The sequence below is a fragment of the Microbacterium gorillae genome (assembly GCF_050990725.1).
In the GTDB taxonomy this organism is placed as follows: domain Bacteria; phylum Actinomycetota; class Actinomycetes; order Actinomycetales; family Microbacteriaceae; genus Microbacterium; species Microbacterium gorillae_A.
This window is the reverse complement of the sequence record NZ_CP158844.1, coordinates 1,370,645-1,383,669: the sequence shown is the minus strand read 5'-3', so window position 1 is coordinate 1,383,669 and position 13,025 is coordinate 1,370,645. Positions and strand designations below refer to the sequence as shown.

8 protein-coding genes are annotated in these 13,025 nt (G+C 68.4%); 1 reads left to right on the top strand and 7 read right to left on the bottom strand.

What is annotated here, in order from left to right:
• Positions 1 to 64: 64 nt before the first annotated feature.
• Positions 65 to 1,276 carry a homoserine O-acetyltransferase MetX gene (gene metX / locus ABTV68_RS06015; RefSeq protein WP_433676712.1) on the top strand — a complete coding sequence of 404 codons (1,212 nt, stop codon included), beginning with the start codon at positions 65 to 67 and terminating at the stop codon, positions 1,274 to 1,276.
• Between the two features lie 132 nt (positions 1,277 to 1,408).
• Here the strand turns inward: metX and ABTV68_RS06010 are convergent, their stop codons facing one another.
• From ABTV68_RS06010 to ABTV68_RS05980, 7 genes are all read right to left on the bottom strand, one after another.
• Positions 1,409 to 2,599 carry an MFS transporter gene (locus ABTV68_RS06010; RefSeq protein ID WP_433676711.1) on the bottom strand — a complete coding sequence of 397 codons (1,191 nt, stop codon included), beginning with the start codon at positions 2,597 to 2,599 and terminating at the stop codon, positions 1,409 to 1,411.
• A 94-nt stretch (positions 2,600 to 2,693) separates the two neighbouring features.
• A complete protein-coding gene (locus ABTV68_RS06005) occupies positions 2,694 to 3,362 on the bottom strand; it encodes an NUDIX hydrolase (protein WP_433676710.1) in 669 nt (222 codons plus the stop codon).
• 82 nt (positions 3,363 to 3,444) lie between these two features.
• Entirely contained in the window at positions 3,445 to 9,498 is a 6,054-nt protein-coding gene (locus ABTV68_RS06000; RefSeq protein WP_433676709.1) for an SdrD B-like domain-containing protein, read from the bottom strand.
• 335 nt (positions 9,499 to 9,833) lie between these two features.
• Positions 9,834 to 10,595: a hypothetical protein gene (locus ABTV68_RS05995; RefSeq protein WP_433676708.1), complete on the bottom strand. Its 762-nt coding sequence runs from the start codon at positions 10,593 to 10,595 to the stop codon at positions 9,834 to 9,836.
• On the bottom strand, positions 10,595 to 10,906 hold the full coding sequence (locus ABTV68_RS05990; RefSeq protein ID WP_433676707.1) for a thiamine-binding protein: 312 nt from the start codon (positions 10,904 to 10,906) through the stop codon (positions 10,595 to 10,597). The genes ABTV68_RS05995 and ABTV68_RS05990 overlap by 1 nt, the downstream gene beginning before the upstream one ends.
• Positions 10,903 to 12,210: a glycosyltransferase family 87 protein gene (locus ABTV68_RS05985; protein WP_433676706.1), complete on the bottom strand. Its 1,308-nt coding sequence runs from the start codon at positions 12,208 to 12,210 to the stop codon at positions 10,903 to 10,905. The genes ABTV68_RS05990 and ABTV68_RS05985 overlap by 4 nt, the downstream gene beginning before the upstream one ends.
• Positions 12,207 to 13,013, bottom strand: coding sequence for an ADP-dependent NAD(P)H-hydrate dehydratase (locus ABTV68_RS05980; protein WP_433676705.1), 807 nt, complete (start codon positions 13,011 to 13,013; stop codon positions 12,207 to 12,209). The genes ABTV68_RS05985 and ABTV68_RS05980 overlap by 4 nt, the downstream gene beginning before the upstream one ends.
• Positions 13,014 to 13,025: the final 12 nt, after the last annotated feature.

Sequence of the window (13,025 nt, the reverse complement as noted above, 5' to 3'; positions counted from 1 at the left end):
CGGCTGGCGACGCACGCAACGTCACAGTTGGTCGCCACGACGGCGGACACGGAAGAATGGGTGCGTGGATTGGCAGATCTCCGAGGACACCGTTCCGTCATCGCCCGTGACGGAGGCTGACGCGCGTTCCCTCCTGGGCCGTCCTCCCGTCACCGGCGCCTGGCGTGACGGCGACCCCGTCGGCAATCGCAGCTTCGCCGCTTTCGACGAGTTCCGCACCGACGCCGGCGGCCGCCTTCCCGCCTTCCGCCTTGCGTATGAGAGCTGGGGCGAGCTGAACGAGGCTCGCGACAACGCCGTGCTGATCCTGCACGCGCTCACCGGCGACAGCCACGTCCGCGGCGACGCGGGACCGGGGCATCCGACGTCCGGTTGGTGGGAAGAGATCGTCGGGCCGGGCGCCGCCATCGACACCGACCAGTGGTTCGTCATCGCGCCGAACATCCTGGGCGGGTGCCAGGGCTCGACCGGGCCGTCGAGCATCGGCCCCGATGGCCGCGAATGGGGCTCACGCTTCCCGTACCTCACGATCCGTGACCAGGTGCGGGCGCAGCGACGTCTGGCGGACCAGCTGGGTATCGACCGGTTCGCGGCCGTCGTGGGCGGATCCATGGGCGGCATGCACGCGCTGGAGTGGGCCGTGGAGACCCCGGAGCGGGTCGCCCGCCTCGCCGTCCTCTCTTCTCCTCCGGTCAACACCGCCGACCAGATCGCGTTGAACTCGGTGCAGCTGGAGGCCATTGCCATCGACCCGGCGTTTCAGGGCGGCGACTACTACGACTCCGGAGCGGGCGAGGGCCCGCACCGCGGCCTCGCTCTTGCGCGGCGGATGGCGCTGCTGAACTATCGCAGCCCGTCCGAGCTCAATCAGCGCTTCGGTCGGTCGTGGCAGTCATCAGTGAGCCCCATCGGCGACGACGGGCGCTTCGCCGTGGAGAGCTATCTCGACTTCCACGGCAACAAGTTCACCCGTCGCTTCGATGCGAACAGCTACCGCATCCTGGTCGGCGCCATGGACTCGCACGACGTCGGACGCGATCGCGGCGGTGTCGAGGACGCGCTGGCCCGCGTGACCGCCACCACACTGGTGCTGGGCATCGACAGCGACCGCCTGTTCCCCATCGACGGACAGCATCGCATCGCCCGCGGCATCCGCAACACGCTCGACGGCGACCGCGCTGTGGTTCTGACCAGCGACTTCGGCCACGACGGCTTCCTCATCGAGACCAGTGCCGTCGGAGCGAACCTGCGGCGACTGCTCGATGCTCCCGCGTAGCGGTCTCAATTCCTGCTGACCACCGCCACGCAAGGTGCACCTGCTGAGACCATGCGCGACGGTGGTCTCAGTTTCCGCACTCGCGCGGCCTCTCGTGTGCACCAGCTGAGACCGGTGCGACGTTCGCTCGCCTCAGCGGCGGAGAGTGGCGCGGAGACTGATGTCCTTGTCGGCGCGGAGGGAGAGCGCTGCCAGGACGAGCCCCAGCGCGGCGAGGGCTGCGCCCACCCAGGACGGGGCCTGGAATCCCCAGCCGGCGGCGATCACCGCACCGCCGAGGGCGGCACCGAGACTGTTGCCGATGTTCAGCGCGGAGTGGTTCATCGCCGCGGCGATCGACTGGTTGTCACGCGCGACGTCCATCAGGCGGGTTTGAATCGTCGGCGACGCGATGGACGACGAGACGCCCACGGCGAAGATGAAGATCACGAGGGTGACGATCCATCCGCTCGTGAGCGCGAGCAGCACCAGCGAGACGATCAGCGCGACGAACGAGCCCAGCAGCGAGCGCGGCAGATCCCAGTCGGCGAGGCGGCCACCGAGAAGGTTACCGATGGTCATGCCCAGGCCCATCACCACGAGCACGATAGGAACCGCCCACGCCGGAGAGCCGGAGACCTCCGTGACCAGCGGCGACACATAGCTGTAGACCGCGAAGAATCCGCCGAAGCCGATCGCACCGACTGCGAGGGTCGCCCACACCTGGCCGATGCGAAACACACCGAGTTCGGCACGCATCGTGCGGGACGGATCTCCCTCGTGGGTGGGGACGAAGATCGCGATCATCGCCGTGGCCAGTGCGAAGATCGCCGCCACGATCGCGAAGGCGGCATGCCAGCCGAGGTTCTGTCCGATGAAGGTTCCCGCCGGAACCCCCACCACATTGGCTACCGTGAGTCCGGTCAGCACGAAGGCCACGCCCTGCGCACGCTTGCCGGGGCCGAGCAGATCGGCCGCGACGAGCGCGCCCATGCCGAAGTACGCGCCGTGCGGGAGGCCGGCGAGGAGACGGGTGAGCGCCACCCACTCGAAGGTGGGCGCGATGAGGATCGCCGCGTTGAACACGGCGAGTGCTGCAGCGAGGCCGATCATCACGCGATGACGCGGGTAGCGCGCGAGGAAGCCGGAGATCGTGGGTGCCCCCACCACCACGCCGAGCGCGTAGAGGCTGATGAGCCAGCCGGCCTGGGCGATGGCGTCTTCGGAGTTCGCGGTCCACAGCGCGGGAAGCGTCGACTGCGCGATCTCGGGGAGCAGGCCCATGATCACGAACTCGGTCATGCCGATGCCGAAACTGCCCACGGCGAGGGAGAGGAGTGCCATCGTCGCCATCCCCCTCGAGGATGTCGATGAGGTCACCGGACTACTCTAGTGCCGCTGCCGACCCGCGCGAACACGGGCGTCGAATCGTTACGATCTACCGGGAGCGCGGCGGCGTGTAGCGCCAGGGCAGCGTTGATGCGTCAAGTCGGTGACGGTCCGCATCCGGCGTCGCATCGGTGCCGTCGTCCTCGTCCCAGCTGAACATCCGCACGCCATCGATCACGCTGGCCAGCGTCGCGTACCGGCGCGGAGTCGGGTCGAGTCGCGCGAGAGCGGTCTCGGCGTCCACCGCATCGCGCAGATTCAGCAGGCTCACGAAGGTCGGCGGATAGAGTCGTGCGTCGCCGGCGGCGTGGAGTGCGAGCATGTCCGCAGGACGGAACCACTCGGCGCGGACGACCTCTGATGCCTGTACCTGGATCTGGCCGCCAGGGTCGGCGGCCGCGAAGAACCATGTGCGGATCCGCTTCGGCTCCGTGACGGGCGGGACCCATTCCGACACCAGCACGAGATCCTCGGCGGATACCTCCAGCCCCGTCTCCTCGGCGACCTCCCGCACGGCGGCTCTGCGCAGCGTCGCGTCGGCGTCGTCCGCGACGACGTCGGCGGGCTCGACGCGCCCGCCGGGGAACACCCAGGCCGAGGCGAACGAGCCATGATCGGGACGCTGCAGCATCAGCACTTCGATGCCGGTGTCCGCTGTCGTGCGCACCAGCAGCACCGTAGCGGCCCAGGGAAGATCATGGTCAGACGTCGAAGTCATGCTTGATTCTCTCGCACGCGATGACGAACGCGGCGATGGCCGGCAGGATCACTCCCGCCGGCCATCGCCGTATGTCAGCCCCTTATCGCTGAGTGCTGCGGCGTCGTGCCAGCACGATCACCAACCCCAGTCCCAACAGCAGGGTTCCGGCCACGAGCACTCCGGTGCTGATTGCTGCACCGGTCGAGGGCAGGTGCGGAGCGCCGGGAGTGCCCACCGAGATCGTCGGCACCGGAGTCGACGGCGCAGACGTCGTCGGCGCAGGCGTGGTCGGCGTCGCGGTCGGTGTGCCCGTCGGCGTCGGCGTTTCCGTCGGCGTGGCGGTCGGCGTCGGCGTCGCCGTGGGCGTCGGCGTCGGCGTCGGCTCCACCGGTGGGGTCTTCACGTGGAACGGGTTGTCGTCCGTCAGCGTGGTCCCGTCGGGGGCGACCGCCGTCACCGTCACCGTGTCCGCGTGGGTCTCGTCCGCTCCGAGCGTCACAACACCCGTGCAGGTGAAGGTGACGCCCGGCTGCCAGCTGGCCGTCGCCGGATCCGTGAACGTCGCCGCCCACCGGACCGCGCCGTCCACCGCAGGCACCACGGTGCCATCGGGGAACTCGCAGGCGAACTCGGTCATCGCGGGACCGTCGTCCGTGTGGTCGCTGACCACGACCTGCGTCAGCGGCGTGTTGCCCGTGTTGGTCACCGGCATCTCCACCTGAACGGCCTCGCCCGCGGTGGCCTCGATCGCGTCAGCGGCCGTGTCGGCCTCGTCTCCGGTCTCCGCCTGGCGCTTGGTGATCTCCAGCGACGGCGTCGGGTTCTGCGGCGTCTCGGCCCAGTAACCGTCCTCGTCACCCACCGGCTCGCCGACCGGCTCACCGGTGCTGTCGACCGGCTGGCCCGTCACCGAGGCGATGTCGTTGTGCACCTCGGAGGCACCCATCGTCAGCGTGGCGGTGCAGGAGAACGAGTCCCCGGGCTGGAACGGACCGTCCCAGCTCGTTCCGGAGGCCGGTCCACCCAGCGGCGAGAAGTCACAGGTGAGACCCGTGATGTCCGAACCGAGCTTGGTCAGATCGCTCACGGACACGTCGGCGAGAGCGAGCTCGCCCGTGTTCGTGACGATCACACCGACGGGCTGCGGACCGGTCGTGCCGTCCGTGATCGGGTACTGCACGGCGTCGTCCTGGGTGTCCGCGTCAACCGCGGCATCCCAGTCGCCCGTCGTCGGCCCGCCATACTCGCCGTCGACCGCGTCCGGACCGTCCACCGGGTTCTCCGGAGCGCTCTGGCGGCCGTCGAACTTGACGATGTCGATACCGGGAGCACGGGTGTCGGCCGGGGTGGTCGCCCAGTAGCCGTCTTCGTCGCCCACGGTCGAGCCGAACGGCTCACCGGTGCTGTCGATCGGCTGACCCGTGACCGAGGCGATGTCGTTGTGCACCTCGGAGGCGCCCATCGTCAGCGTTCCCGTGCAGGAGAACGAGTCTCCGGCGAGGAACGGACCGCTCCACGTGGTACCCGTTGCCGGGCCGCCCAGCCGCGAGAAGTCACAGGTCACTCCCGTCAGGGCCGATCCCTGCAGCGTGAGGTCAGCAACCGACACGTCAGCCAGAGACACATTGCCGGTGTTGGTGATGATCATGCCCACCGGCTGCGGGCCCGAGGTCCCCGCCGTCAGCGGGTACTCCACGGCGTCCGCCTCGGTGTCAGCATCCACACCCGCGGTCCAGTCGCCGGTGGTCGGACCGCCATACGTGCCGTCGACAGCGTCCGGGCCGTCCACCGGGTTCTCCGGAGCGCTCTGGCGGCCGTCGAACTTCACGATGTCGATCGCCGGAGCACGGTCATCCGCAGGCGTCTCCGCCCAGTACCCATCCTCGTCACCCACGATCGGACCGAACGGCTCACCCGTGCTGTCGATCGGCTGACCCGTGACCGAGGCGATGTCGTTGTGCACCTCGGAGGCACCCATAGCCAGCGTTCCCGTGCAGGAGAACGAATCCCCGGCAAGGAACGGACCAGCCCAGGTGGTTCCCGTCGCCGGTCCACCCAGCGGCGAGAAGTCACACGTGACCCCGGTGAGGGCCGAGCCCTGCAAGGTCAGATCGGACACCGAGATGCCCGCCAGCGACACATTGCCCGTGTTCGTGATGATCATGCCCACCGGCTGCGGACCCGAAGAGCCATCGGTCAGTGGATACTGCACCGCATCGGCCTGGGTGTCCGCATCGACCGCGACATCCCAGTCACCCGTCGTGGTTCCGCTGTACTCGCCGTCGACCGCGTCCGGACCGTCCACCGGGTTCTCCGGAGCGCTCTGGCGGCCGTCGAACTTCACGATGTCGATCGCCGGAGCACGGTCATCCGCAGGCGTCTCCGCCCAGTACCCATCCTCGTCTCCCACGGTCGGACCGAACGGCTCGCCCGTGCTGTCGATCGGCTGACCCGTGACCGAGGCGATGTCGTTGTGCACCTCGGAGGCACCCATAGCCAGCGTGCCGGTGCAGGAGAACGAGTCCCCAGCAAGGAACGGACCAGCCCAGGTGGTTCCCGTCGCGGGCCCACCCAGCGGCGAGAAGTCACACGTGACCCCGGTCAATGCCGGGCCCTCCAGCGTGAGATCAGCCACGCTGACATCCGCGAGCGACACGTTTCCGGTGTTCGTCACGATCATGCCCACCGGCTGCGGCCCAGTCACACCGTCGGTCAGCGGATACTGCACCGCATCAGCCTGCGTGTCCGCGTCCACCGCGGGGTCCCAGTCACCCGGAGTCGCACCGCTGTAGGCACCATCCACGGCATCCGGACCGTCCACCGGGTTCTCCGGAGCCGCCTGACGACCATCGAACTTCACGATGTCGATCGCCGGCGCACGGTCATCCGCGGGCGTCTCCGCCCAGTACGAGTCCTCGTCACCCACCGGCTCGCCCGTGGGCTCGCCCTCGAAGTCGAGCGGCTGGCCGCTCACCGAGGCGATGTCGTTGTGCACCTCAGACGCGCCCATGGTCAGCGTTCCGACACAGGTGAACGAGGCACCCACCGCGAAAGGTCCGTCCCACGTCGTTCCCGTGCTTGGTCCACCAAGCGGCGAGAAGTCACAGGTCAAGCCCGTCACAGCGGGACCGTCGAGTGTGAGGTCCGCCACGGAGACATCACCCAAGGGCATCTCTCCGGTGTTCGTCACGATCATGTGAACCGGCTGCGGGCCGGTGGAACCGTCGGTCAACGGGTACTGCACGGCGTCATCCTGGGTGTCGGCGTCGACCGCCGCTCCCCAGTCGCCGGTGGTCGGGCCACTGTAGGCACCGTCCACGGCGTCCGGACCGTCCACCGGGTTCGCCGGAGGTGTCTGACGACCATCGAACTTGACGATGTCGATGCCCGGGACCCGGGTGTCGGCCGGCGTGGTCGCCCAGTACTGATCCTCGTCGCCGATGGTGGGCCCGAACGGCTCACCATCCACATCGAGGGGCTGGCCCTCGACCGACGCGACGTTCTCGTGAACCTGCTCCGGCCCCATCGTCAGGGTGCCCGTGCAGAGGAACGAGGCATCCGGCTCCAGCGGACCGGCCCAGGTCGTGCCCGTCGCCGGACCGCCCAACGGTGAGAAGTCACACGAGAGCCCGGTCACAGCGGGGCCCTGCACGGTGGTGTCCTCCACGTTGACATCGCTGATGGCGACGTTGCCGGTGTTGGTCACGATCATGCTCACCTGCTGCGGACCCGTGGAACCATCCGTCAGCGGGTACTCGACCGCGTCGGCCTCGGTGTCAGCGTCGACCGCAGGGTCCCACGACCCCGTTGTCGGCCCCGCGTACGTGCCATCCGGCGCGTCCGGACCGTCGACCGGGTTCGCCGGAGCCGGCTGACGGCCGTCGAACTTCACGATGTCGATGCCCGGCAGCGTGTAGTACACACCCGCATCGATCGTGTGGTCGACACCGCCGGCGTGATCCGGGGTGGTGATCGTCGCACGTCCGATCGACGGGTTGGCCTGCGGCGTCGGGTTCGAGTCGTGCGTCGAACCCGCTCCCGGCTCCTGCACCTTCGTGTACGACAGGTCACCCGGCGTCGGCGAGCCCGGGAGCGTCGAGGTCTGAGCGGTGGACAGATCGAACTCGATGATGTACTCCGTGCCCGGCTCAAGTGCGAGTCCGCCCTCACCGCCGAAGTAGTACTCGCCGTTCTCGTTCGTCGTCACGGTGCCGAGCAGCTGGGAGCCGTCGGCCGAGTAGATGTTCACCGTGACACCCGCGATCGGCACCTCATCCGCGTCCTGCTCGCCGTCGTGGTCCGCATCGAACCAGACGTAGTTGCCGACCTGGATCGGCGCGGGCGACGCGAGGAGGCTCACGCCACCGAGGCCGCTTCCCTTGCTGAAGTTGCCCGGGCTGTCGTTACCGGCGATCAAGAGGGCGTTCGCCTGCCAATCGTTTCCGGGACCAGTGCCATCCACGCGGTCGTACCAGCCGAGGCCACCCGAGTTGTACAGCTGAGTCGGGTTCATCGTCGTGCTGATGATGTCCTTCTCGCGCGGGCTGAGGAGCACCGCGCCGAGGGCGTTCTCCGTGTGTTCGATGTTGGTACCGTAACGAGGCTGACTCGTCATGAACTCACCGGGGAAGAACTCGACGCGACCCGCCGGCTGCGCAGAGTTCGCAGGAGTGGCGTTGTTCGGGCACGCACCCGTGCCCTCCCACTCGTACACACCGGCGGTCAGGCAGACCTTGTTCAGATCGCCGGCCGCCACATGTCCGCGCAGAAGAGTCACTCCGTCAGGCGCGTAACCGTCCGCCACGAGCGCATCCGTCTTGCGGTCCCGGAAGTCAAGGATGAGCGAGCCATCGTTCTCGAACGCGAAGGAGGTCAGCAGCGGCATGGGATAGATCGGAGTGACAGATCCCGACGGTTGGGCCTGACCCATCGCCGCGGTCAGGTCGTCGGCCCAGGCGTCGCGCCACGGGTTCCAGTGCAGCGCTACCTGAGAGTCCGTGTAGTTCGGCACCGGGTCCGGATAGGCCTGGCTTCCACGAATGAAGTCCAGCGCGTGCGAGTAGACCTCGGTGAATGCCGACCCCTCGAGCTTCAGAATGGAGACCTGAAGATCTGCGCGCGACAGACTCGTCGATGCATCGCAGATGCCGCCGACGTACACCTCGCCGTCGCGCTGCGTCACGGCGAACGGACGCCAGTCGCCACCGACGCAACCCGGGTCACCGATCACGGCCACGGCCGTGGCCGCTGCCGGAGCAGCGGCCGTCGTGTCGAGCGAGTACAGCGTCTTGTCATTGAGATTGACCGCGTAGAGGGTTGCGCCGTCGTCAGACAACGCCAGTCCGCCGAGGCCTTCACTGCCCGCGGCCAGGAAGAAGGGGGCGTCATGACCGTTCGTGGTCTCGTGCACCGACGTCCCCGCGTTCGGAATGGTGGCCCACACCACGGTGTTGCCAGTGGTGTTCGCGGTCGACGTGTCCGTGCGATAGATCGCGCCGTTCCCGCCCGGGCCGTATCGCGTGTATGCCTTGGCGTAAGCAGCGCTGAACAGGCTATTGCTGCGATAGTCCCACGCCGTGCCGAAGACGGTCCCGGTCTCACCCTGACTCGCAACCTGACGCAGCCCCGTGGCGTTGTCCAGGATGGGGTCGTTCACGACATCGGCGGGACCGAAGGGCCCGCGATTGTTCCAGTCCGTCACCATCAGGGAGCGTGTCGCGGCACTCGTGCCGCGTTCCTTCTGCTGCGCGATCGCGACCTGCGGGTTCCGCGTGACGTAGGTGTTGGGATTCCACACGCCGACGTGGATCGTCTGCGTCGTGCCGTCCACGAACGTCGTCGCGCTGCGGAACGAGTCCGGCGAGATCGTCGCCGAGGCCGGCGCGAACTCCAGATAGTCGGGCGCGGTCGCCGGAATGCTGACGTCCACGCGGAACCGCGAGCCCGCGAGCGTGGAGAGGTCGAATGCGACCTGCCCGTCAGCGTTCGTCGTCAGCGGGCCGACGGTCGTGGTCCCGTCGGTCAGGGTGACGTCGATCCCCTCCTGCCCGGGGTCGAACGCCGACTCATACAGACCGTCTCCGGAGAAGTCGCGATTCACCTCCACGGTGAGCGTGCCGTCCCCCGGCGCCGCCACCGCGGGAAGCGCGACCATCCCGGTCATCGTCAGTGCTGCAACCGCCGAAAGGGCACCGATCGCTCTGACGGGATTCGTCCCCTGCGTCCGTCGTTTCATCGTCGTTCTCCATCGCATATCGGGTGCTACTGGCGAGATGAGTGCATCAGCACACGCGATCGGATTGATCGACATATGGATGGTGCACACCTGTGAACATCCTGACCGTTTGCGCCCCCTCAGCGCAACGGCCAGTTGTATTCCCCGCCTCGATCTTCCGGGAACCCCAGGCGGGATACCGACAACCACAGGACGTTTGACCCCAACGTTGGGGTCAAACGTCCTGTGTAGTGGAGCCGGATCGCGGGGGCTTGTCAGCCGACGTCGGCAACGACCGGCAGAGCGTCAGGCACGTCTCCCGAGCGGTCGAATTCGACCGTGCTCAGCGTCCCCTCGGCGAGGCGAAGTCCGAAACGCACCAGCTCGCCCTCCGCATCGAGCCAGTACTGCGTGCCGAGGTCCGGTGCTGCCCCCGGCTGGTCGTCAGCGCCCCCACCGGAGAAGCGCTGCGCGATCCCACCGGCCACGCGGTCCTCGCCGAGATAGCGCGCTCCGCCCTGACGCAGCAGGGACGCATTGTCGGGTCGATCCGCGGACAGCAGCAGGAGCGCCGCGAGCATCCGGGTCAACTCGCTCACGCCGGCATCGAAGGTGCTCACCTGCCAGGCTCCCGCGGTCGGCGGCAGGGGCGGTGTCGTGTCGGTCAGCCTGCTGCCAGTGACATCCAGGAAGGCGATAAGGGTCCCATCCCACACGATGAGAATCGGGGCCGCGTTCGGTGGTGTCGCTTGCGCATACCCCGTGCCCGCGGTGAAATCGATCCACCCGGCCAGCATGAGATCGCCGTTCTCACCGCCGAGCACCTGCCCGCTGAACGCCGTGATGCCGGCTTGATAGTTCTTGAAGGGCATGGCCGCGAGCTCATCCGCCTGCGGCGCGGTCAACGGCTGCGGATCGTCGACACTCGCCGTGACCGCCGGCGACGGCATCGGCGCAGGAGAAGAGCACCCCGCGAGCACTGTCGCACTCAACGCCAGCGCGACCAGCAGCGCGCGACCCGAGGTCCGCCGCCCCATCAGTCCGCGGTCTCGTCCAGTGCTCGCTCCAGGCGCTCCAGCTTGCCCGTGAGCTCACCGGTGTAGCCCGGTCGGATGTCGGCCTTCAGCACGAGCGACACCCGAGATCCGAAGGGCAGCACGGCCTCGGTCGCGCGCTTGACCACGTCCATCACCTCGTCCCACTCCCCCTCAAGCTCGGTGAACATGCTGGAGGTGGAGTGCGGCAGGCCCGATTCGCGAACCACACGCACGGCTGCGGCGACCGCGTCGTGGACGGAGCCGTCTTCCCGCCCGGTCCCACTCGGTGCCACGGAGAATGCGACGATCATGGCTGTCTCTCTTCCTCGCCCGCGGCGAACACGGGTGCATCGATGTCGGATGCCGCGTGTCCAGCTTGCATCACGAAGCGGGCGACGGGCAGCCGCACCAGGTGCACGATGAGGGCCACCAGCATCCCGACCAGGATCGCGTTTCGCGCGGTCAGCAACAGCATCGCGGACACGTCGGCGGTGAGCACCTTGTCGTACATGATCGGGTAGATGAACTGCGTGAGCAGGGCTGCGGCGATCGACAGCAGCGCATAGGGCAGCACCCCGCGACGGCTCCAGAGGATCCAGAGCACGACCGGGGCGAGGAGCCAGATCTGGAACTGCGGCGAGCCCACCTTGTTGCACACGATGAAGCTGAGCACCAGCGCCAGAGCCAGCGGCGGGAGCAGTCGGCGCTGAGACGCGCCGGCGCGCACCTTGATCACTCCGATGATCGCGATCGCCGCGGCTACGAGCACGAGGAGCGGAGTCGTCAGCGCGGACACGACGGCGTCGCCGGCGCCCGTGACCTGGAACGTCACGATCTCCTGGTTGTAGACCACCGCGGCTCCGGGCAGGCGCAGCACGGCGGCCCAGAAGTAGGGGGTGCTGACGGGAGCCTCCACCTGCAGTCCACGATCCGACTGCGTGGTGAGGAAGCCGAACAGGTGCCCGGCACCACCGCCGAGCACGACGACGAGCACGACCGCACCGCTGAAGAGGATGGCGGGCAGGAGCACCTGCCACCGTGAGCGCAACGCCACCACGACCGCCACGAGCATCGCCCCCGGCCAGATCTTGATCCAGGCGCCGATGGCGAACAGCACGCCGGCGACGCGCGGGTGCCGAGCGAGGATCAGCACGGCGATCACCGCGAGCGGCACCGTGACCGCGTCGATCCGGTACAGCCCGATGGGGCCGAGCGCGAGCGCGAACAGCACCCAGAAGGATGCCGCCAGCACGCGCGCGCGGCTCGTGCCGCGACCGAGCAGCATGCCGAAGCCGATGAGGTTGAGGATCACGACCATCACGGCCCAGGCCATCGTGTAGTCGGTGATCAGCACCAGCAGACGGGGCAGAAGCATCGGGATGAGCGCGACGGGCGGATACACCCACGGCTCGGTGACGCCGACGACGTCGCCCTGCAGCGCTCGAGCCGACCATGGCCCGTAGACGTTGTAGACGTCACCCATCGGCTGGTTCGGCAGCACCCACCCCTCCCACAGCACGAACAGCTGCACGAGGAGGAACGAGATCCACGGCACGGGAAGTCCCAGCACGCGCAGGCGATCCGGGGTCAGCATGGTTCCGAGGAGACGCCTCACGCGAGTACCTCCGCTACGGCGGACGGCAGCGCCTCCGCCACGTCCAGTGCCACGATCGGACGACCGGGGCCCGAGTCGGCTGCCGCCGCGATCGTCGCGGCACGACCGTGCAGCCACGCGGCCGTGGCGGCAACATCGCGCAGCGGCGCATCGGGGTTCTGCGCGATGACGGTACCGATCACCCCTGCGAGCACATCACCGGCACCGGCCGTGGCCAGCCATGCTGTCGCGGCCCGCACATGGGCGAGGTCTCCGGACGGGTCCACGACGACGGTGTCGTGGCCTTTGAGCAGCACCACCGCGTTCAGCCGTGCGGCCAGCGCCGCGGCATCGGCCTCACGATCCCCGCTTGCGTCCAGGGCCAGCGATTCGATGAGTCGGGAGAACTCCCCCGCGTGCGGGGTGAGGACGAGCGGTGCTTGCGCGCCGACCACCAGATCGAGGGCGCCGGCGTCTACCACGACGGGAGCGGACTCGGAGAGAATACGGCGCAACTCGGCCGTGTCCGCAGCAGATCGTGCGGCCGGGTCCGTGCCTGAGCCGATGACCCAGGCTCCGACGCGTCCCGCCCCGATGACCGTCTCGGGACGACGCTGCAGGATGAGATCGGCGGTCACCGGACCGCTGTAGCGGACCATTCCCGCCCCCGCGCGCCAGGCTCCCTCCACGCCGAGCATCGCGGCACCCGGATACGCGGGCGATCCCGTGTGGATCCCAACCACCCCACGGCGATACTTGTCGTCATCGATGCTCGGCGGGCGGACGATGCGTGCGGCGTCGTCCGCCTGCCAGAGCTTCGTCATGAGGAAACGCTA

What these genes read in the sequence shown, in the direction of transcription:
- ABTV68_RS05995 (WP_433676708.1), bottom strand. Translation starts at nt 10,595, where the DNA reads ATGGGGCGGCGGACCTCGGGTCGCGCGCTGCTGGTCGCGCTGGCGTTG.
- ABTV68_RS06010 (WP_433676711.1), bottom strand. Translation starts at nt 2,599, where the DNA reads ATGGCACTCCTCTCCCTCGCCGTGGGCAGTTTCGGCATCGGCATGACC.
- ABTV68_RS06000 (WP_433676709.1), bottom strand. Translation starts at nt 9,498, where the DNA reads ATGGTCGCGCTTCCCGCGGTGGCGGCGCCGGGGGACGGCACGCTCACC.
- ABTV68_RS05980 (WP_433676705.1), bottom strand. Translation starts at nt 13,013, where the DNA reads ATGACGAAGCTCTGGCAGGCGGACGACGCCGCACGCATCGTCCGCCCG.
- ABTV68_RS06005 (WP_433676710.1), bottom strand. Translation starts at nt 3,362, where the DNA reads ATGACTTCGACGTCTGACCATGATCTTCCCTGGGCCGCTACGGTGCTG.
- ABTV68_RS05990 (WP_433676707.1), bottom strand. Translation starts at nt 10,906, where the DNA reads ATGATCGTCGCATTCTCCGTGGCACCGAGTGGGACCGGGCGGGAAGAC.